Here is a 19,802-nt window from a genome sequence, read left to right as displayed (position 1 = left end):
TCATCGAAGGCGTCACATTCACCGACGGTGTCGCCACAAACGACACTGCAAACCGCGCCGCTTGATCAGGCCGCGTCACCCAAAATCACGCATAGCTCCCCGCCTCGTCACTTACGCTGTTCTCTCGAAGCGGCACAACTTAGCGTTGGGACAACCTCTCAAAGGCTGGCGCCTCGGCGGAAATGTTCTTGTGGACCAGGCTACCGATGATTGAAGACGATTTCGACTTCCAGAATATACATAACGTGAATTTTGCCGTGGCGCTGAGAGGCAACGGCAATCGGTACTTCGTACCAACGGACGCCCCGATCAAGGAGGCGCTGAAGGAAGTCCTCGGCGCGACATTGGCCGGGTTCGCACAGCTCGGTGGCGATTGGGAACCCCATGACATCTCCGAAGACTACGGGGATCGGCGTCGAGTTTACGGGGCGCGGGATACCGATTATTTGGCGGACTTGTCCGCGATCTTCGATTCAGGCGATCTCGATGATCTCGCCAACGCGCACGACCACGTGCCCGATATCGACCACTACTTCGGTATCTTTCACGACAATCAGGGCCGGAAGGCCGTGGGCATCAAGAAAGGTACACAGCTGAAGGGCACCCTCGGAGCCCGTAACAAGCTGATGCGCCTGGCAGGTGACGACACCCTCAAGATGATCGAGGATGACGTTCTCAAGCTGGACCGCGAGTTTGACGCCATCGTTACGGACGGGCATGTATTCATGCTGAAGGTGCGCTCAGTGGAGTATCTGGCGAACATCGTGGAGCATGTGGCAGGTGCCGCAGCCCACAAGGTGCAGCAAATCCACGATACGATCGATTTTCTGGACTTCACCCGGATTCAGGCGGATATCGCAAGACACCCGAGAATGGCCAGAATGGCGGCTTCGATCGCTGCTCGAAACGACTTGGCGCAAATCCGGCAAGATCGGATTCAAGAGCTTGCCGCACATCACGGTCTTGTCCTCAATAACGTTGACGGACGGCTTCGGTGCAGACGACAAGACGAGACCAAGCTGTTGGAAATTCTTGACGATCGCCGCTACCAAGTCGACCTGACAGCAACAGGCCCTGTACCCTATCGCGCGACAGGGCGACAGAAGGTGACGACATAGGTATGTTGAAGCCTGCAAAACCTCAGGTGGAGCTGGAGAACGCGCTCGCCGTTTCCGAGGTAGTCGAGGTCTGAACGGAAGGACCTATCGTGAACGGTCGGCCTTATGCCGACCTTCGCCAGGCTGGTCTTCGCAGCGGTGCAGCTTCATCAACTCAGGCGCGGCAACGCTTCCGGCCAAAGCGGTCATCGGCTGTACTTATGAGTACTGCGACTGCTTTCCTGAAGGTTTTTCGCGAAGCCTGCAGACCCGACCTATCCGCATTCGGTTAATCGCTATTTCCTCTTCGTTCCCGCATTCAGGAACATCGGGAAGAAGCTGCGCTGGCTCTTTAGCTTTATGATGTCGTTCACCGCGATCGTATTTGCCTTGCGACGCTCCCCGCCTGCCGGTGTAATCACCTCGAGATCCGGGTTTTCGATTATCGCCGCATGAACGTCATCGGCGTGCGCCGGGGTGACGTTGTAGATGCTTTCGTAGAACTCCAGCACTGATATCGCGTCGCCCGCGTCAGTGAGAAGACGGGGAATGTCATCCAGCAATTGGGTCTTTGCTGAAGCCCGGCCACTATCGTCGAAGAGGTAGAGCATCCCCTCGTCACGCCGAGGATCGTAGGACAGCATATTGAGGCCTGGCCTACCGACGTGCGCCTGTAAGCTTGCGTTGTCGTGAAGGATATTGTTGTAGACTTGCCGAGCCCGATATGCATTCGCGAAGTGGATAAGCCAGTATCGCCACCCACCGGGATTGTTAATGGAGAATGGGCTAACATACGGAGCGCAAAGGCGGAAAGCGTCAAAGACGATCTTCTCGGCTGTGCCGAGCCAGTCCGTTCGGCTCATCAGCCCATCGAGTACCTGCATGTCGTTGGCGGGAATGCCCAGGTGGTCGAGTTGCGTGCGCAGTTGCTCGGGTTGATCCTTCTGCAGAAAAGCAAGCAGAGACGTGATGACGAAGGTGTAAAAAATTTCGGCCGCTGGCCAAGAACGCATGATCTCAAGGATCGTACCGCGTTCAACATGGCTATGGCCGCACTGATCGAGATTGAAGATTACGCTTCGGTACCGTCCCTGACCCAGCATCTCCTTGATTTTTGGATAGGCGACCTCGAAGAAGTCGTTCAGATATTCCACCCGCAGGTGCAGTTTGGGACAAGTCGTCAGGATGTCAGCCTGCATCGGCGCGACATGAGTTTTCAGTAGCTCGATCGCGTCACGGCTGGCGTCGTTGAAGATCAGTAGACATTCAACCTCGATCGTATCGAGGCCCTGAACGGCACGCTGCGTGTTCACAGCCTCGACCGCGCGCATCAGTTCTTCGATGAAAATCAGCGGCGAGCCAGCCGCGCCACATTGATAGCGCCCGCCGCCCGCAAAGCCATCAATTATAGCAAGGCGGAAGCGTTCCTGTTGGGGCAGCTTGCAGCGGACGGAGAGGTAGTCGAACACATATTCGCGAAGGATTTTGTGCTTCCGGCGTGAATGTTCTTCGAGGACAGCGCCGTTCTTCCACTCATACCGCTTCTCAACCACATTGCCATCCCTATTCTCTGCCAAATTACGCGACAGCGTATGTCACGGTCGGCATCTCATCCCAAGTCTGTCCGCGATACTCGCGGCCGTTCGCCTTCTTCGATCGCTTCTTGTTGTCTTTACCCCACGTCCCCCACTGCTTGAAGAAAAAAGCCGTGCCGGCCGATAGGCATTGGGCATGGATTTCATCAATCCATTGCTCACGGATTGGACGGGCGGCCTTGCCGCTCTCGCCGCCGACGATCGCCCAATGAATGCCCATGAGGTCAACCGCGCCTACAGCTCCGATAAGCGGTTCGAACGAAATGAAACGGATGGCCGCAGGCACTTTGCGTAGATGTTCGATGCGATCAACGACATCGGCGTCCTCGATGCTGGTGCCGAGCCAAACGTTGGGGAGGACCTCCTCGATCTGGCTCGCAACGAGTTCCGCCATGCGGTCCGGCCGCTTGGTGAGTATCTGATAATTGTGCTGGTGCGTGTCGCGCATCACCTGCCATACATCGAGGATGAAGGCGTCGCTCACCTGTTCATGGAAAAGGTCGCTCATTGAGTTGACAAATATTTTGCGGGGCTTGCGCCAGCGATATGGAATTGCCAGCGCCTCACGATCTTCGCGTACCACGCCGTTCCAAACGGTGCGTTCGCCGGTCTTCCGGGTTAGCCCAGCGTATTTCTCAACACCCATAGCTTCGAGGCGTTTTGCCATCTCCATCGCATAGCAGTTCGTGCAGCCGGCGGTTACAATCGAACAACCCGCGACTGGGTTCCATGTCGAGTCCGTCCACTCAATCTGTGTTTCGGCCATGCTGCCCTCCTGAGCGATGTCAAAATGCGTTGAGACATCAATCCCCGCCACACAACAGACTAATGAAGTGAAGTGCGACGAAGTTCTTCTCGTTATCCGTGACGACGATACAAACTTTTTCAACGGCAACTATCACCGCGAGGTGGCCTTGTTGTCAATGTAACGCCTGCTCCGTCTCTTGCGCAAGGTACCGCGCGGTTCGACGGCCCCAGACATCGCTATGATCGTCCACTTATCTGCACTTTGGGGCCATTCGAGAACCGCGCAGTGAAGGTCGGCTTAGTCTTTCCGCCCTTGCTGGTCTCACCGATAAAGACGAGCGAGGCGCCAAACTGTAGTGCAGGGCTGCAAGCCGCTATCAAGCCCTTTGTCACGGGTAACCGTCAACATCATGAACGGAGTCGAAAGATGCGCGGGGCCGCCACTTGGCGGCCCCGCGTTTTTTCTACGCGGCCGCCTCGTCGAGATGACCTTCGAAGACCTCGATCGCAGCTGAGAGCAGGCAGGCAATGGTTTCCAGCGTTGCGCCATCACGCGTGATGCGCCAGCGCAGTCCGTAAGGGTCGATCGGACGCTGGCGCGCATGGGTGGCTTCGCCTTCAAGGCGTTCGGCCTCTACGCGGCGGCACACTTGTTGATGCATGCCACGGCAGGCTGCGAGCCGCGCCGCATCAGTGGCGGCCGGGTCCAGCATGTCGTGATACGTGGACATGCTGGGCGAGAAGGTCTCTGCCGCAGCATGTGCGCGGAAGTCGATCAGGTCGAGCCATTGGGCGGCGCGCCGCGTGAGGTCGCGCGCCTGACTAACCGCCGCGGTTTGCGTCTCAAACATCATGCGGCCTCCCGTATGCCGACAATACCGGCAACGTAAAGAGCCTCGAGCGCGCGCACTCCGCGGCCCAGCGCCTCCGCGCAGCGCCGCGCGATGTCCGCCCGGGGATCATCCGGGTGTATGGCTGCAAAGCGCCGGGCTTCGACGCTCTTGATGTCGGTGGTGAATTCGAGACGCAGCAGGCGGTTGAGCTCATGGAGCTCGCCGCGGCGGGCGGCCAGGTCGTTGCCAGCTTTCGCTGCCTCGACGACGGCTCGAGCCCGTGCAGCCCATTTGCGTCCGCCCAGCAGGTCGGCCGAGGCGACAAGGCTGTCACCCTCTGAGCGCAGCCAGCGCATGAAATCGCTGGCCTTGTTCATGTGCCGGAGCAGGGCACGGATATCGGGAATGTGTTTCATGGGATCACCTTTCCTGGTGGAATGCGCGGGCCCGCCATGGGCTGCGTCAGAAGATCCCTGCTCCGGTCAAATGATTTCGTTTCCGGCGTCCGCGTTACCATCGGCACTGGGTTGTCCGGCGCGGCCTCATCAAGAGGGCCGCGCCGGACACTCCCCTGCCGGTGTTGGCGCGCAAACTCTGTTTTTAGAGCCAGATTTTGGGGGGCAAAATCTGCTTCGGAAAAAGTCTATATTTCACAGAGCCTTACAGACGCTGGCAAAACTTCCACCGACGCGTGGCAGTAAAATCCGCCAATTTGGCATAACTACGCCCGCATCGACAAGGTGGAGATAAAACCCGCCGTCACCCGCACTTCGAATGCCCGCAATTCGCGCAGGTCATGCAGCCTTCGATCATCCGCATGTCATAGCTGCCGCAGGCCGGGCAGGACGGGCCGCGCGGCGCATCCAGGTTGACCACCGATTGCGTCGGATCACTTTTCAGGCCCAGCCCCTCGCCTTCAAGGAAGCCGATCGAGATCATGTGCTGCTCGAGGATGCCGCCGATCGCCGCCAGGATCGAGGGAATATACTTGCCCTGCATCCAGGCACCGCCGCGCGGGTCGAACACCGCTTTCAGCTCCTCGACCACGAAACTCACATCGCCCCCGCGCCTGAACACCGCCGAGATCATCCGCGTCAGCGCCACGGTCCAGGCGAAATGCTCCATGTTCTTGGAGTTGATGAACACCTCGAAGGGCCGCCGGTGCCCGTTCAGCACGATATCGTTGACGGTGATATAGATCGCATGGTTGCTGTCGGGCCATTTCAGCTTGTAGGTCGCGCCCTCCAACTCCGTGGGCCGGTCCAGCGGCTCGGACATATAGACGATCTCGCCGCCCTCGCGCGGCACCGGGGCGCCACTCTCGCCCGGCGCCTCGTCAGTGCTCTCCGACACGCTCAGCACGCTGCCGGTCACGTCATTGGGGCGATAGGTGGTGCAGCCCTTGCAGCCCGTCTCATAGGCCTGCATGTAGACAGTCTTGAACGCCTCGAATGAAATATCCGCCGGGCAGTTGATCGTCTTGGAAATGCTGCTGTCCACCCAGCGCTGCGCCGCCGCCTGCATCTTGACGTGATCCTCGGGGTCCAGCGTCTGGGCATTGACGAAATGCGCGGGCAACTCGGCATCGCCGAACTTTTCGCGCCACATCTGCACGGCGTAATCCACCACCTCTTCCTCGGTGCGGCTGCCATCCTTCTGCAAGACCTTGCGCGTATAGGAATAGGCAAAGACCGGCTCTATCCCCGAACTCACATTGCCCGCATAAAGGCTGATCGTGCCGGTCGGCGCGATACTGGTCAAAAGCGCATTGCGGATGCCGTGCTTCGCAATCGCCTCGCGCACGTCATCATCCATGTTCATCATGTTGCCCGACGCCAGGAACGCATCGCGGTCAAACAGCGGAAACGGCCCCTTCTCGCGCGCCAGATCAACGCTTGCCAGATAGGCCGCGCGCGCGATCTGCCTGAGCCAGCTTTCGGTCTGCGCCGCCGCCTCGTCGCTGCCATAGCGCAGCCCCAGCATCAACAGCGCATCCGCCAGCCCCGTGACACCCAGCCCGATCCGGCGCTTGGCGGCGGCCTCGCGCGCCTGCGCCTCCAGCGGAAAGCGGCTGGCATCGACCACGTTGTCCATCATCCTGACCGCGCTCGCCACCAGCGCATCAAGTGCCTCGGGATCGAGCGCCGCATCCTTGCCGAACGGGTCGCTCACCATCCGCGCTAGGTTGACCGACCCCAGAAGGCAGGCGCCATAAGGCGGCAGGGGCTGTTCGCCGCAGGGGTTGGTGGCCGAAATCGTCTCGCAGTAACTGAGGTTGTTGGCCTCGTTGATCCGGTCGATGAAGATCACCCCCGGCTCGGCATAATCATAGGTCGCCCGCATGATCCGGTTCCACAGGTCGCGCGCCTGCACCGTGCGATAGACCTTGCCGCCGAATTCCAGATCCCACGCGCCATCCGCCTTGACCGCCTCCATGAAGGCGTCGCTGACCAGCACCGACAGGTTGAACATCCTCAGACGCGCGGAATCCGACTTGGCGCCGATGAAATCCTCGATATCGGGGTGATCGCAGCGCATGGTCGCCATCATCGCGCCCCGGCGCGACCCCGCGCTCATGATGGTGCGGCACATGGCGTCCCACACATCCATGAAGGAAAGCGGCCCGCTGGCATCGGCGGCCACGCTCTTCACCTCGGCGCCGCGCGGGCGGATGGTGCTGAAATCATAGCCGATCCCGCCACCCTGCTGCATGGTCAGCGCGGCCTCTTTCAGCATCTCGAAAATGCCGCCCATGTCGTCCGGGATCGTGCCCATGACGAAACAGTTGAACAGCGTCACGCTGCGCCCGGTGCCCGCCCCGGCGGTGATCCGCCCCGCCGGCAGAAACCGGAAATCCTCCAGCGCGGCATAGAACCGCTCTTCCCAATGGGCGGGATCCGCCTCGACCGCGGCCAGCGCCCGCGCGATCCGCCGCCACGTCGCCTCGACGGTTTCGTCGATCGGCGTGCCATCAGCCTCCTTGAGGCGGTATTTCATGTCCCAGATGGATTGGGCGATGGGGGCGGCGAAACGGGTCATGCGGCGAATCCTGAACCTGTCGGGAAAAACACAATAGCTTGAAGCCCGGCACATTTCCACTACCCTATCTGCCCGCGACGGGGGAATCGAAGGCCATGGCGAAACTGCATCTCATCAAGCTCAGCGTCGGCACCGAAAGCATCGAAAGCCTGCGCCAATGGCAGGCCAGCAAACAGGCGCAAACCGCCGACGGGCTGCCGCGCCACGTCACCCGCATGTGGCCCAAACGCGCCGAAGAACTGCTTGATGGCGGCTCGGTCTTCTGGGTGTTCCAGGGGATGGTGCAATGCCGCCAGCGCCTGTTGCGACTTGACGAGGTGATCGGCCAGGACGGTATCCGCCGCTGCGCCTTCGTGCTCGACCCCGCGATCATCCCCACGACCACCGCGCTCAAACGCCCGTTCCAGGGCTGGCGCTACCTTCAGCCCGCCGACGCGCCCGCCGACCTGCCCGCCCATCGCCAGGCCGAAGACGAACTCCCCGCGTCCCTTTCGGCGGCGCTGGCCGATATCGGGGTGCTTTAGGGCAACAGTCACGGTAATTTGACCGCGCCGCCGCCGCCCGGGCGGAACCCGGATGTTTTCGGCGCATTTCAGCGCATTACGCAGCGGCCTTACGGCAAGAACGCGCTGCCTTGCCGCCCGCGCGCCGCTGCCCTTCTTGAAGCCGTGCCCATTCGATCTCATGTCCTCAACAACCGCGCAGGACATCCCGCCGGGAGGCAACCTCCGAGCATAAGACGGAGGGCATTACAGGAAGCAAGCGCCCGCCCGACCGCGGACGTGAACAGGACAAAGAAGAAAGGTTCGAACCATGTTGAAGCAAGGTTCCATGATCGCCGCGACGATCGCCCTGGCGACCGGCCCGGCCTTCGCCGGCTCGGCAAGCGACCCCGCCCCCGACCCCGTCGTTTCGGCCCCCGCACCGGCCCCCGCACCCGCTCCCGCCAGCCCCGACTGGACCGGCGGATATATCGGTGGCCAGCTCGGCTATGGCAATGTCGACACCAACGTCCCCGGCGTTGACGGTGACGGCGCAATCGGCGGTCTCGTGATGGGTTACGACTATGATTTCGGCCAGTGGGTCGCAGGCGCGGGCCTCGACTACGACTGGGCCGATATCGGCCTCGGCGCAGGCAACCCGACACTTGAAAACGTGCTGCGCGTCAAGCTGCGCGGCGGCTACAAGATCGGCAACGGGCTGCTCTATGGCACCGGTGGCTGGGCACAGGCCGACACGGACACGCTCGGCGACGATGACGGCTATTTCATCGGCGCGGGCTACGAGCACATGATCAACGAGAACTTCACCGTCGGTGGCGAAGTGCTCTATCATGAATTCGACAACTTCAATTCGACCACCACGGATATCGAAGCCACCACGGCGCAGGTCCGCGGCACCTTCCGCTTCTGAAGACCGGCATGGCCAAATGGCAAGGCGGGCGCGTCCTTATCCGGGGCGCGCCCGTTTCGATTCTCGCCCCCTGCGGCGGCGGTTTTCGGGGATTTGTACAGATCTTCCGGCGCGATGCCCGGATTGCGTGCAAAAGCGGCGTACAAAACGGACGTTTTGTACGCGCCGCGCTCAGTCCACCTTCATTTTCTGCAAGAGCGCGGCAAGGGTCTGCCGTTCGGCTTCGTCCATCTCCGCGACACGGGATTTGAACAGCGTGGCCTGACTGCGCAGGATCAACCCATCTTCCAATATTTTCAAATGGTTGGCCCGCAAGGTGTCACCGGTCGAGGTGATATCCGCTATCGCTTCGGCGGTCTCGTTCTTGACCGTGCCCTCGGTGGCGCCCTGACTGTCCACCAGCTGGTAATCCGCCACCCCGTTATCGCGCAGAAACTCCCTCACCAGGCGGTGATACTTGGTGGCAATTCTCAAGCGAAATCCGTGCTTTAGCCGGAATGCGGCGGCGGCGGCGTCAAGGTCGTCAAGGCAGTTCACATCGACCCAGCAGCCCGGCACCGCCAGCACCAGATCCGCCTGCCCGAACCCCAAAAGCGCCAATTCCCGCACCCGGCTGTCCCATTGCCCCAGCTTCTCGCGCACCAGATCGGTGCCCGTCACTCCCAGGTTGATCCGCCCTGCCGCCAGTTCACGCGGGATTTCCCCGGCAGAAAGCAGAACAAGTTCAACATTATCAATGCCTTGGACATAGCCCGCATATTCGCGTTCCGAGCCCGACCGGCCCAGCCCGATGCCCCTCTGACTGAACCAGTCAAAGGTCTTTTCCATCAGCCGCCCCTTCGAGGGCACCCCCAGCTTGAGGCTCATGCCAGCCCCCCCAGTTCCACCACCAGCCCCGGCCGGACCACCCCACCCACCGCCGGTATCTCGCGCCCGCGCCCCAGTTGCCGGGTCAGCGCATCATAGCGCCCGCCACTGGCGAGCGGCGGCAGGTCGGGGCGATTTTCTGCATAGAAACCAAAGACAAAGCCGTCATAGTATTCCATGTTGGTGCGCCCGTAACTGGCCTCGAAATCCAGTTTCGTTACGTCGATTCCGCGTGCCTCCAGCGCCTCCAGACGCCGCGCCAAGCGCTCCACGGCGGGCTGGATCGCGGGCAGGTCCACGGCGATATCGCGCAGATGCTCCAGCGCATTATCCGATGTTTCGCGCACGCCCAGGATCGCGTCGATCAGCGCCACCTCGTTTTCCGAGATCGGCGCGGTTGCCGCATCTTCGCGCAAAGCATTGATACGGCTCATGATTTCGTCCTCGCCGCGCATACCGATGACCGGCCCCGCCTGCGCCATCGGATTGGATTGCGCCAACAGCGCGGCGCGGCTTTCCGGTACCGGCGCGCGCCCCGCATAGCGATCCATCAACGCCCGGAACCGCCTTGGCCGCCAGATATGACGCCGCAGCGCCCGCTTGCGCCCCTCGCTGGTGCGCAGCGCGTCGACCGCTGCCATCAGGATACCGATATCGCCCGTCGCGGCACGCAGGCCAAGCGGCTTCAAGGCATTGAAAATAATACCGAAAACACGAGCATCCGCCGCCTCGGGCGCGGTGCGCTCAAAGACCTCGAACCCCACCTGCATGTATTCGCTGGCGCGGTCCGGATCATCCTCCTGACGACGGAACACCTCGCCCGAATAGGTGTAACAGGCCGGCTCCGCGCCATGCTCCATGTGCATCTGCACGACAGGCACGGTGAAATCCGGGCGCAGCATCTGTTCCCCGCGCAGCGCATCCGAAGTCACATAGGCCCGTGCCCGGATGTCCTCGCCGTAAAGATCCAACAGCACTTCGGCAGGTTGCAGGACCGGCGTCTCTACCGGCTGCGCGCCCTCGGCTTCGAACAGCGCCCGCAGCCGCGCGGCCTCGGCCCGGATCGCGGCGCGGTCACTCATCCGCCCTGCTCCTCCAGTATTTCACGAACCTTTTCAATAAGTTGGTCGCGCGGCACCTCGAACTGGCTGGGCCGTTCCTTCCATTCTTCCAGCGTCGCGCTCTGGGCGATCTGAGCACCAAGGATCAAATCCTTGATCTGGATGACGCCGCGTTCCTTCTCGTCGCCGCCCTCGATCACCGCAATCGGCGCGCCGCGCCGGTCGGCATATTTCATCTGGTTGCCGAAATTCTTGGGGTTGCCCAGATAGACCTCGGCGCGGATACCCGCCCGGCGCAATTCGCCCACCATGCCCTGGTAATCGGCCATCCGGTCGCGATCCATCACCGTGACCACCACCGGCCCATTGATGGAACCGCCGATGCGGCCTTTTTCGCGCAGTGCCGCCAGCAGCCGATCCACCCCGATCGACACGCCCGTCGCCGGTACCGCCTGCCCGGTGAACCGCTTGACCAGATCGTCATAGCGCCCGCCCCCGGCAACACTTCCGAACTGCCGCTTGCGGCCCTTTTCATCAAGGATATCAAAGGTCAACTCGGCCTCGAAGACCGGGCCGGTGTAATAACCCAGCCCCCGCACGACGCTGGGGTCGATCACCACCCGATCCGGGCCATAACCCTGCGCATCAAGCAGGTTCGCAATGGTTTCAAGCTCTTGCACGCCTTCAAGGCCGATCACAGATTCACCCACGGCGGTGCGAAGATTCCCGAGCGTCTCCGCGGTATCCGCGCTTTTCGAGGTCAGGAAAGCGAGTACCGGCCCGGCCTGCTCATCGCTCAGCCCCACGCCGTCGATATAGGCCCCCGAGACATCCAGCCGCCCCTTGCCCAGCAATTCCCGCACACCGCTTTCGCCGACCTTGTCGAACTTGTCGATTGTGCGCAGCACGGCATCGCGCTGCTCGCCTTCCTCAAGGCCCATGACCTCCAGCACACCATTCAGAACCTTGCGGTTATTGACCCGCACGATGTAGTCCCCGCGCGCAATGCCCACGGTTTCCAGCGTGTCGGCCAGCATCGCGCAGATCTCGGCATCCGCCGCCACCGAAGGCGCGCCCACCGTATCCGCATCACATTGATAAAACTGGCGAAAACGCCCCGGCCCCGGCTTCTCGTTGCGCCAAACCGGCCCCATCGCATAGCGCCGGTAGGGGGTGGGCAGGTCGTTGCGGTGCTGGGCATAGACCCGCGCCAGGGGCGCCGTCAGGTCATAGCGCAGCGCCAGCCAGTCGTCGTTCTCGTCTTCCTGCCATGCGAAAACCCCGTCGTTGGGGCGGTCCACATCGGGCAGGAACTTGCCAAGCGCCTCGACCGTCTCCACCGCCGAGGATTCCAGCGCCTCAAAGCCGTAAAGATGATAAACCCTTGCAATCGCTTGCAACATCTCGGCGCGCTCGGTCACCTCGGCACCGAAATAGTCGCGGAACCCCTTGGGCGTTTCGGCCTTGGGGCGGGGCTGTTTCTTCTCTTTGGCCATGCTGCGGATCCATCGGGGTTTCGTCCTTGCCGCAGCGTCTAGCGGATGGGGCCAGCGGGGGCAAGCTGTGCCGCATTGACGCCTGCGCCCCGGACCCGCTAGATCGACCCCATGGAACCCATTGAAGAACAGATCGCCCATCTCGCCCGCATCGTCGACGACCTTTCCGAGGTGGTCGCCCGCCAGGAGCGCGAGATCGCCCTGATGACCCGCCGTGTGCAATTGCTGCTGGAGCGCGAGGCCATGCGCGAGGCCGATCAGGGCGGCAGCGTTCCCTTGGGCGACGAGCGCCCGCCCCATTGGTAAACTCCGCCGCCTAAAGCTCCTCGACGGTCATCACCCCCGGCAGGCTCTTGATCGCGCCCTTGATCTGCGGGTTCACCGGAAAGTCCTCGCCCGCGTCGATCTCGACCTCGCCGGGCAGGCCCTGCGCCATCAGGTTGAACCGGATCGGCCCGCGCCCGCCTGATTTCACCCGGCGCGCGGCGTCCTGCAACAGCGACGCAACCGACGGAATCGCATCCCCGGTTTCGATATAGATGCGCAGCCCGGTCGCCCCCACATCGGCGACAACCCCGTCGATCGGCGAAATCGAACGGCCCAGCAGTTTGAGCTGATCGCTCTCCATCGTCGCCTCGGCCGTCAGCACCACCTGCGACCCGGTTTCCAGGTGATCGCGGCATTTTTCCAGCGTCTCGGAAAAAAGCGTCACCTCATAGCCGCCCGAAATGTCCGAAAGCTGCACAAAGGCAAAACGGTTGCCTCGCGCCGATTTGCGCTCCTGGCGGCCCGCCACGACGCCGGCCATCTTGACCACCGCCGCGCCCTTGCGCTCGATCATGGCGGTCACTTCGTCCAGCGTTTTCACGTCCTTGCGCCTGAGCGCGCCCATGTAATCGTCCAGCGGATGCCCCGACAGATAGAATCCCACCGCCTTGAACTCTTCGGTCAGGCGCTCGGCGGGCAACCAGTCATCCACCGGGCTCAGGCGCGGTTCGGGCAGATCGTCGCCCGCCTCACCGAACAAAGACACTTGGTTGGAATTCTTCTGATCGTGGATCGCCGCCGAGTAGTTCATCAAGGCCTCGATGCTGTCGAACACCCGGCGCCGGTTGCGGTCGAGTTCGTCAAAGGCCCCGGCCCGCGCCAGCATCTCCAGGGGCCGCTTGCCGATCCGCTTGAGATCGACCCGCCGCGCCACGTCGTAAAGGGTGGCAAAAGGCTTGTCGGCGCGCCCGTCGACAATCAGGCGCATCGCGTCGACGCCCACATTCTTGAGCGCCCCGAGCGCGTAATGCAGCACCCCTCCGCGCACCTGGAACATCGCATCCGAGCGATTCACGCAGGGCGGCGCATAGGGCAGGCCGAGGCCTTTCTTTACCTCCTGAAAGTAGACGGCCAGCTTGTCGGTCAGATGAATATCGCAGTTCATCACCCCGGCCATGAACTCGACCGGGTGATTGGCCTTTAGCCAGGCGGTCTGATAGCTGACCACCGCATAGGCCGCCGCGTGCGACTTGTTGAAACCGTAATTGGCGAATTTGTCGAGCAGGTTCCAGACTTCCAGCGCCTTGGCGTCATCCACGCCATTCGCCTTGGCGCCCTTGATGAACTTGGGCCGTTCGGCATCCATCGCAGCCTGAATCTTCTTGCCCATGGCGCGGCGCAACAGGTCCGCGCCGCCAAGCGAATAGCCCGCCATCTCCTGGGCGATCTGCATCACCTGCTCCTGATAGACGATGATGCCCTGGGTCTCGTCCAGGATGTGATCGACTGTCGGATGCAGATCATCGCGCGCGCTCAACCCGTTCTTGACCTCGCAATATTTCGGGATGTTCTCCATCGGGCCGGGCCGATAGAGCGCCACCAGCGCCACGATATCCTCGATGCAGGTGGGTTTCATCCGCTTGAGGGCATCCATCATCCCCGAGCTTTCCACCTGGAACACCGCCACCGTGCGTGCGCGCGCATAAAGCTCATAGGTCTTTTCGTCGTCGAGCGGGATCTGCCCGATATCGTTCTCGGCCCCCTCGAAGGGCTCGTAGATGGTGCTGCCATCCTGCGCGACATGCAGGTCGCGCCCCTCTTTGTGGATCTGCTCTATCGCGTTCTGGATCACCGTCAGAGTCTTGAGGCCAAGGAAGTCGAACTTGACCAGCCCGGCCTGCTCGACCCATTTCATGTTGAATTGCGTGGCAGGCATGTCCGAGCGCGGGTCCTGGTAGATGGGAACCAGCTCATCCAGCGGCCGATCCCCGATCACGACCCCCGCGGCATGGGTCGAGGCGTTGCGCAACAGTCCCTCGACTTTCATCCCGTAATTGAGCAGCCGGTCCACCACCTCTTCGCTGCGCGCCGCCTCGCGCAGACGGTCTTCCTGCGCCAGCGCCTGTTCGATCGACACGGGCTTCACGCCCTCGACCGGGATCATCTTGCTGAGCTTGTCCACCTGCCCATAGGGCATCTGCAAGACCCGCCCGATATCTCGTACCGCAGCCTTGGACAGCAGCGCGCCGAAGGTGATGATCTGCCCCACCTTGTCGCGACCGTATTTTTCCTGGACATAATGGATCACCTCCTCGCGGCGATCCATGCAGAAGTCGATGTCGAAATCGGGCATGCTGACCCGCTCAGGGTTGAGGAACCGCTCAAACAGCAGGCTATAGCGCAGCGGGTCAAGATCGGTGATCGTCAGCGCGTAAGCCACAAGGCTGCCCGCGCCCGAGCCCCGCCCCGGCCCCACCGGAATATCCTTCTCCTTGGCCCATTTGATGAAATCGGCGACGATCAGGAAATAGCCCGGAAAGCCCATTCCCTCGATGATGCCCAGCTCGAATTCCAGCCGCTTTTCATAGTCTTCGACCGATGCCGCATGCGGTATCACCGCCAGCCGCGCCGCCAGCCCTTCCTTGGCCTGCCGACGCAGCTCGTCGACCTCGTCATCGGCGAAACGCGGCAGGATCGGATCGCGCCGAAAGGCCCCGAAGGCGCAACGCCTGGCGATCTCGACGGTGTTTTCCAGCGCCTCGGGCAGATCGGCGAACAACGTCGCCATTTCCTGAGGCGTTTTGAAATAATGCTGCGCCGTAAGGCGGCGGCGCGGTTCGCCCTGATCCAAATAGGCGCCATCGGCCACGCACAGCATCGCATCATGCGCCTCGTACATGCCGGAATCAGTGAAATACACATCGTTCGTGGCCACCAGGGGAATGCCCATGTCATAGGCCATTTCCACGGATCCCCGTTCGGTCTGGCGCTCGGCCTCGGGCGCGCCGTCCTCGCCGGGATGGCGCTGCAACTCGACATAAAGACGATCCCCGAATGCGCCATGCAGCCGCGCCATCAGCGCCTCTGCGGCCGGGCGCTGCGCAGCCCGCAACAGCCGCCCCACCGGCCCGTCCGGCCCGCCGCTCAGACAGATCACATCCTCGGCGTAGCGCTCGAGATCGGCAACCGTCAGATGCGCCAGTTGCCCGTCACCGCGCAGGTAAAGGCAGGAATTGAGCTTCATGAGGTTTCCGTACCCACGCTCGCTCTGCGCCAGAAGAACCACCGGCGCGGGGGGCCTCGGGCGCTCGCCGGGCTGCAGCTCGACATACTCCAGGTCCATCTGGCAACCCATGATCGGCTGAATGCCCGCGTCGCTCGCCGTGACCGAGAATTCCAGCGCGGCGAACATGTTGTTGGTGTCGGTGACCGCCACCGCGGGCATGCCCGCGCGCTCACAAAGCCCCGGCAGCTTCTTGAGCCGCACGGCCCCTTCCAGAAGGGAATACTCGGTATGGAGTCGAAGGTGAATGAATCGGGGGGCTTTGCTCATGGCGCCAGACTAGCCGCCTGACCCGCCGGGAAAAAGCCGCTTCGCGCGGCCTTGCGTGTTTTTTGCCCATACCGGGCCGTCACCCCGCACCAGGGCGCGCAAAAAGCGCGCAACCCATTGCCCACCATGGCGACCCTGCGCTAGTCATCCTGAAACGCCGCGCAACCGCGCCACCAGGGGACATACGCGTGACAGCACCATTGCTTGCCATTTCGGGACTGACCAAGGCCTATCCCGGAGTCGTGGCCAATGACAGCGTTTCATTCGAGATCGCGGGCGGCGAGGTGCATGCACTCCTGGGCGAAAACGGCGCCGGAAAATCGACCCTGGTCAAGATGATCTACGGTCTGGTGAAACCCGACAGCGGCACGATGACCCTGCATGGTGCCCCCTTTGCGCCGGGCGAGCCGCGCGCCGCGCGCGCCGCCGGGGTGGCGATGGTGTTCCAGCACTTTTCGCTTTTCGACGCGCTCAGCGTGGCCGAGAACATCGCGCTCGGCATGGAATCGCCCCCGCCTCTGCGCGACCTCTCGCGCCGTATCCGCGATGTCAGCGAGACCTACGGCCTGCCGCTGGACCCTCACCGCACCGTGGGCGCTCTTTCGGCGGGCGAGCGCCAGCGCGTCGAAATCCTGCGCTGCCTTCTGCAGAACCCGCGGCTGCTGATCATGGACGAACCCACATCGGTCCTGACCCCGCAAGAGGTCACGATCCTGTTCCAGACTCTTCGCAAACTCGCCGCCGAAGGCGTGTCGATCCTCTATATCTCCCACAAGCTCGAGGAAATCCGCGCGCTCTGCGACCGCGCCACGATCCTGCGCCAGGGGCGCAATGTTGCCACCTGCAATCCACGTGAAACCACCGCGCGCGAGATGGCGCAGCTGATGGTGGGTGCCTCTCTAGATGTCACCGCCCGCCCCGCGCGCCAACTGGGCGCGACCGCGCTCGACATCACCGGCCTGTCGCTCGCCTCGCCCAACCGCTTCGGCACCGCGTTGAAAAACCTGCATTTCACCCTCGCAGAGGGCGAAATCCTCGGCATCGGCGGGGTGGCAGGCAATGGCCAGGATGAACTTCTTGCCGCGCTTTCGGGCGAATTGCGCAGCGCCCCGGGCGCGATCCGGCTCAAGGGCCGCCCGGTGGGCGCGCTCGGACCCGCGCCGCGCCGCCGCCTCGGGCTGCTTACCGCCCCCGAGGAACGGCTCGGCCACGCCGCCGCACCCGATATGAGCCTCACGGAAAATGCCCTGATGACCGGCGCCGAGCGCGAAAAACTGCTGGCGCGCGGGTTCATCCGCTGGCCCGCCGCACAAGACTTCGCCGAGCGCATCATCACCCGTTTCGACGTGCGCACCCCCGGCCCCGGCACCGCCGCGCGCGCATTATCGGGCGGCAATCTTCAGAAATTCGTCATCGGTCGCGAGGTTCTCCAGCGCCCCGAGGTGCTGGTGGTCAATCAGCCCACCTGGGGCGTCGATGCCGCCGCCGCCGTGGCGATCCGCCAGGCCCTGCTGGATCTCGCCGCCGATGGCGCCGCGATCCTCTGCATCAGCCAGGATCTCGACGAGCTGATGGAAATCGCGGACCGCTTCGGCGCGCTCAATGAAGGGCGGCTTTCCGATATCCGCCCCACCCATGCGCTCACCCTTCAGGAAATCGGCCTGATGATGGGCGGCGCGCATGGAATGGAGGTGGCCCATGCCTGACCATCTGCGCGCTTCATCTTGCCCGAAATACTCCGGGGGAGTCGCCCCTCGGGCGACGGGGGCAGCGCCCCCTGCCCAGCCTGCCAAAGCGTATCAGCCATGAGGCTCCGGGTGGAAAAGCGCCCCCAGCCCTCGCGCCGCTGGCTCTATCTTTCGCCGCTTCTTGCGGTGGTGGTCACGATGCTGGCAGGCGGCGCGCTTTTCGCGGCCCTCGGCAAGAACCCCGTCGAGGCCATCGCCACCATCTTCTGGGAGCCGCTGTTTGGCGAGTTCGCCTTCTATTACCGGCCCCAGCTTCTGGTGAAGGGCGCGCCGCTCGTGCTGATCGCCATCGGGCTCTCGCTCGGGTTCCGCGCCGGTGTGTGGAATATCGGCGCCGAGGGGCAGTATATCATCGGCGCACTCGCTGGGGCGGGTGTGGGGCTGGCCTTCTTTCCGCTGGATGCGTGGTTCATCTTTCCCCTGATGGTGATCGCGGGCGCGCTTGGCGGGCTGGCCTGGGGAATGATTCCGGGTCTGCTCAAGCTTCGCTTCGGCACAAATGAAATCCTCGTCTCGCTGATGCTGGTCTATGTGGCCGAAAAACTGCTGGCCGCAATGGCGCTTGGCCCGATGAAGAACCCCGAGGGCATGGGCTTTCCCGGAAGCCGCAACCTGCAACAATACCCATCGGCCCATAATGCCGACCTGATCGCCGATACCGGGATGCATTGGGGCGTGGTCGCGGCGCTGATCGCGGTGATCTTCGCCTATATCCTGCTCGGACGTCATGTGCTGGGCTACCAGATCCGCCTGACCGGGCAGGCTCCGCGCGCCGCGCGCTTCGCCGGCGTCAATCCTGCACGCCTGGCGCTGTTCTGCCTCGGGATTTCGGGAGCACTGGCCGGGCTTGCGGGCATGTTCGAGGTATCCGGCCCCGCCGGGCAGGTCAGCATCGACTTCAACGTCGGCTACGGTTTCACGGCGATCATCGTGGCCTTTCTAGGGCGCCTGCACCCTTTCGGCATTGCGCTCGCGGGGCTGTTGATGGCGCTCACCTATATCGGCGGCGAGATCGCGCAATCCAACCTCGGCCTGCCTTCGGCGGCGATCCAGATGTTTCAGGGGATGCTGCTCTTTTTCCTGCTGGCGGTGGACCTGTTGACCAATTACCGCCTGCGCCTGACCCCCCGGCCGGAGACCGCATGATGGACCTCTCCTCGATCAGCCCGATCCTTCTGCTGGCCTCGATCATGGCCGCCTCGACGCCGATCCTGCTGGCCGCCATCGGCGAATTGGTGGTCGAGCGCGCGGGCGTGCTGAACCTCGGTGTCGAGGGGATGATGATCACAGGCGCGATCTGCGGCTTCGCCATCGCCGTCAATACCGGTTCGCCCGCGCTCGGCTTTCTGGTCGCGGCGCTGGGGGGGGCGGGGCTGTCGTTGCTTTTCGCACTCCTCACCCAGGTGGCGCTGGCCAATCAGGTGGCCTCAGGCCTGGCACTTACGTTGTTCGGCCTGGGGCTGAGCGCACTTCTGGGTCAGGGCTATGTCGGCATCAAGCCCCCGCCCACGCCCCGGCTGGACATCCCGGTGCTGGGCGACATCCCGTTTCTGGGGCCGGTGCTGTTCTCGCATGACCTGATGGTTTACCTCGCGCTGGCTCTGGTGACCGCAGTCTGGGCCGGTCTGAAATACAGCCGCGCCGGCCTGGTCCTGAGGGCCGTGGGCGAGAACCACGACGCCGCCCATGCACTTGGCTACAAGGTGGTGCGCGTGAGGGTGCTGGCGATCGCCTTCGGCGGCGCCTGTGCCGGGCTTGGCGGGGCCTATCTCAGCCTTGTGCGGGTGCCCCAATGGACCGAAGGCATGACCGCGGGCGCAGGCTGGATCGCACTGGCGCTGGTGGTCTTCGCCAGCTGGAAGGCGGGGCGCGTCCTGCTGGGCGCATGGCTTTTCGGCGGCGTCAGCGTGCTGCAGCTCAACCTTCAGGCCGCCGGTGTCGCGCTGCCGGTGGAATACCTTTCGATGTCGCCTTACCTCATCACCATCCTGGTGCTTGTCATCATGTCGGCGGACCGCAGCCGCGCGCCCGCGTCACTGGCCCGGATTTTCCATGCCTCGCAATGAGGCGCTGCCCATCCTCAAAC

At 62.9% G+C, this 19,802-nt stretch carries 16 protein-coding genes; 7 read left to right on the top strand and 9 right to left on the bottom strand.

The features are described from left to right. Positions 1-206 precede the first annotated feature (206 nt). Positions 207-1,118, top strand: coding sequence for a Kiwa anti-phage protein KwaB-like domain-containing protein (locus N5A93_RS17720; protein WP_268956426.1), 912 nt, complete (start codon positions 207-209; stop codon positions 1,116-1,118). Between the two features lie 275 nt (positions 1,119-1,393). On the opposite strand, the gene N5A93_RS17715 is transcribed toward N5A93_RS17720, so the two are convergent. The 5 genes from N5A93_RS17715 to N5A93_RS17695 form a co-directional block, all read right to left on the bottom strand. Continuing rightward, positions 1,394-2,650 (bottom strand): three-Cys-motif partner protein TcmP, encoded by a 1,257-nt coding sequence (locus N5A93_RS17715; RefSeq protein WP_268956425.1) that lies wholly within the window; start codon positions 2,648-2,650, stop codon positions 1,394-1,396. A gap of 25 nt (positions 2,651-2,675) precedes the next feature. After that, on the bottom strand, positions 2,676-3,458 hold the full coding sequence (locus tag N5A93_RS17710; RefSeq protein WP_268956424.1) for a DUF5131 family protein: 783 nt from the start codon (positions 3,456-3,458) through the stop codon (positions 2,676-2,678). Positions 3,459-3,903: 445 nt separating this feature from the next. Continuing rightward, positions 3,904-4,290 carry a hypothetical protein gene (locus N5A93_RS17705; RefSeq protein ID WP_268956423.1) on the bottom strand — a complete coding sequence of 129 codons (387 nt, stop codon included), beginning with the start codon at positions 4,288-4,290 and terminating at the stop codon, positions 3,904-3,906. After that, entirely contained in the window at positions 4,290-4,688 is a 399-nt protein-coding gene (locus tag N5A93_RS17700) for a hypothetical protein (protein ID WP_268956422.1), read from the bottom strand. Before N5A93_RS17700 ends, N5A93_RS17705 begins: the two co-directional genes overlap by 1 nt. A 343-nt stretch (positions 4,689-5,031) precedes the next feature. Beyond that, positions 5,032-7,311 (bottom strand): adenosylcobalamin-dependent ribonucleoside-diphosphate reductase, encoded by a 2,280-nt coding sequence (locus N5A93_RS17695; protein WP_268956421.1) that lies wholly within the window; start codon positions 7,309-7,311, stop codon positions 5,032-5,034. A 95-nt stretch (positions 7,312-7,406) separates the two neighbouring features. On the opposite strand from N5A93_RS17695, the gene N5A93_RS17690 reads away from it, so the two are divergent. Both N5A93_RS17690 and N5A93_RS17685 read left to right on the top strand, forming a co-directional pair. Then, positions 7,407-7,835 (top strand): DUF1489 family protein, encoded by a 429-nt coding sequence (locus tag N5A93_RS17690; RefSeq protein ID WP_268956420.1) that lies wholly within the window; start codon positions 7,407-7,409, stop codon positions 7,833-7,835. A gap of 289 nt (positions 7,836-8,124) precedes the next feature. Further along, the gene (locus N5A93_RS17685) at positions 8,125-8,724 is read left to right on the top strand and encodes an outer membrane protein (RefSeq protein ID WP_268956419.1); all 600 of its coding nucleotides are present in this window, start codon (positions 8,125-8,127) and stop codon (positions 8,722-8,724) included. Between the two features lie 171 nt (positions 8,725-8,895). Here N5A93_RS17685 and hisG read toward each other — a convergent pair whose 3' ends face one another. The 3 genes from hisG to hisS are packed head-to-tail and all read right to left on the bottom strand — an operon-like array spanning position 8,896 to position 12,148. Then, positions 8,896-9,591: an ATP phosphoribosyltransferase gene (gene hisG, locus N5A93_RS17680; protein WP_268956418.1), complete on the bottom strand. Its 696-nt coding sequence runs from the start codon at positions 9,589-9,591 to the stop codon at positions 8,896-8,898. Then, positions 9,588-10,673 (bottom strand): ATP phosphoribosyltransferase regulatory subunit, encoded by a 1,086-nt coding sequence (locus N5A93_RS17675; RefSeq protein WP_268956417.1) that lies wholly within the window; start codon positions 10,671-10,673, stop codon positions 9,588-9,590. The genes hisG and N5A93_RS17675 overlap by 4 nt, the downstream gene beginning before the upstream one ends. Next, positions 10,670-12,148, bottom strand: a complete 1,479-nt coding sequence (hisS, locus tag N5A93_RS17670) for a histidine--tRNA ligase (protein WP_268956416.1) — start codon at positions 12,146-12,148, stop codon at positions 10,670-10,672. The genes N5A93_RS17675 and hisS overlap by 4 nt, the downstream gene beginning before the upstream one ends. A 111-nt stretch (positions 12,149-12,259) precedes the next feature. On the opposite strand from hisS, the gene N5A93_RS17665 reads away from it, so the two are divergent. Further along, the gene (locus tag N5A93_RS17665) at positions 12,260-12,454 is read left to right on the top strand and encodes a SlyX family protein (RefSeq protein WP_268956415.1); all 195 of its coding nucleotides are present in this window, start codon (positions 12,260-12,262) and stop codon (positions 12,452-12,454) included. 10 nt (positions 12,455-12,464) lie between these two features. Here the strand turns inward: N5A93_RS17665 and dnaE are convergent, their stop codons facing one another. Further along, the gene (gene dnaE / locus N5A93_RS17660; RefSeq protein ID WP_268956414.1) at positions 12,465-15,968 is read right to left on the bottom strand and encodes a DNA polymerase III subunit alpha; all 3,504 of its coding nucleotides are present in this window, start codon (positions 15,966-15,968) and stop codon (positions 12,465-12,467) included. A gap of 188 nt (positions 15,969-16,156) precedes the next feature. Between dnaE and N5A93_RS17655 the strand changes: the two genes are divergently transcribed. The 3 genes from N5A93_RS17655 (at position 16,157) to N5A93_RS17645 (ending at position 19,782) form a co-directional block, all read left to right on the top strand. Then, positions 16,157-17,674 (top strand): ABC transporter ATP-binding protein, encoded by a 1,518-nt coding sequence (locus N5A93_RS17655; protein WP_268956413.1) that lies wholly within the window; start codon positions 16,157-16,159, stop codon positions 17,672-17,674. Between the two features lie 99 nt (positions 17,675-17,773). Further along, complete coding sequence (locus tag N5A93_RS17650) at positions 17,774-18,862, top strand: ABC transporter permease (protein WP_268956412.1); 1,089 nt, start codon at positions 17,774-17,776, stop codon at positions 18,860-18,862. Beyond that, a complete protein-coding gene (locus N5A93_RS17645) occupies positions 18,862-19,782 on the top strand; it encodes an ABC transporter permease (protein WP_268956429.1) in 921 nt (306 codons plus the stop codon). Before N5A93_RS17650 ends, N5A93_RS17645 begins: the two co-directional genes overlap by 1 nt. The last annotated feature ends 20 nt before the right edge of the window (positions 19,783-19,802 follow it).

The sequence above is a fragment of the Roseovarius salincola genome (assembly GCF_026891095.1).
In the GTDB taxonomy this organism is placed as follows: Bacteria; Pseudomonadota; Alphaproteobacteria; order Rhodobacterales; family Rhodobacteraceae; genus Roseovarius; species Roseovarius salincola.
The sequence above is the reverse complement of the archived record's forward strand: the minus strand, read 5'-3'. Positions and strand labels throughout refer to the sequence as shown.

Excerpts from the sequence above, each read along its gene's own strand:
- N5A93_RS17720 (WP_268956426.1), top strand. The coding sequence starts at position 207 with ATGATTGAAGACGATTTCGACTTCCAGAATATACATAACGTGAATTTT.
- N5A93_RS17710 (WP_268956424.1), bottom strand. The coding sequence starts at position 3,458 with ATGGCCGAAACACAGATTGAGTGGACGGACTCGACATGGAACCCAGTC.
- N5A93_RS17705 (WP_268956423.1), bottom strand. The coding sequence starts at position 4,290 with ATGTTTGAGACGCAAACCGCGGCGGTTAGTCAGGCGCGCGACCTCACG.
- N5A93_RS17700 (WP_268956422.1), bottom strand. The coding sequence starts at position 4,688 with ATGAAACACATTCCCGATATCCGTGCCCTGCTCCGGCACATGAACAAG.
- N5A93_RS17695 (WP_268956421.1), bottom strand. The coding sequence starts at position 7,311 with ATGACCCGTTTCGCCGCCCCCATCGCCCAATCCATCTGGGACATGAAA.
- N5A93_RS17690 (WP_268956420.1), top strand. The coding sequence starts at position 7,407 with ATGGCGAAACTGCATCTCATCAAGCTCAGCGTCGGCACCGAAAGCATC.
- N5A93_RS17685 (WP_268956419.1), top strand. The coding sequence starts at position 8,125 with ATGTTGAAGCAAGGTTCCATGATCGCCGCGACGATCGCCCTGGCGACC.
- hisG (WP_268956418.1), bottom strand. The coding sequence starts at position 9,591 with ATGAGCCTCAAGCTGGGGGTGCCCTCGAAGGGGCGGCTGATGGAAAAG.
- N5A93_RS17675 (WP_268956417.1), bottom strand. The coding sequence starts at position 10,673 with ATGAGTGACCGCGCCGCGATCCGGGCCGAGGCCGCGCGGCTGCGGGCG.
- hisS (WP_268956416.1), bottom strand. The coding sequence starts at position 12,148 with ATGGCCAAAGAGAAGAAACAGCCCCGCCCCAAGGCCGAAACGCCCAAG.
- N5A93_RS17665 (WP_268956415.1), top strand. The coding sequence starts at position 12,260 with ATGGAACCCATTGAAGAACAGATCGCCCATCTCGCCCGCATCGTCGAC.
- dnaE (WP_268956414.1), bottom strand. The coding sequence starts at position 15,968 with ATGAGCAAAGCCCCCCGATTCATTCACCTTCGACTCCATACCGAGTAT.
- N5A93_RS17650 (WP_268956412.1), top strand. The coding sequence starts at position 17,774 with ATGAGGCTCCGGGTGGAAAAGCGCCCCCAGCCCTCGCGCCGCTGGCTC.
- N5A93_RS17645 (WP_268956429.1), top strand. The coding sequence starts at position 18,862 with ATGGACCTCTCCTCGATCAGCCCGATCCTTCTGCTGGCCTCGATCATG.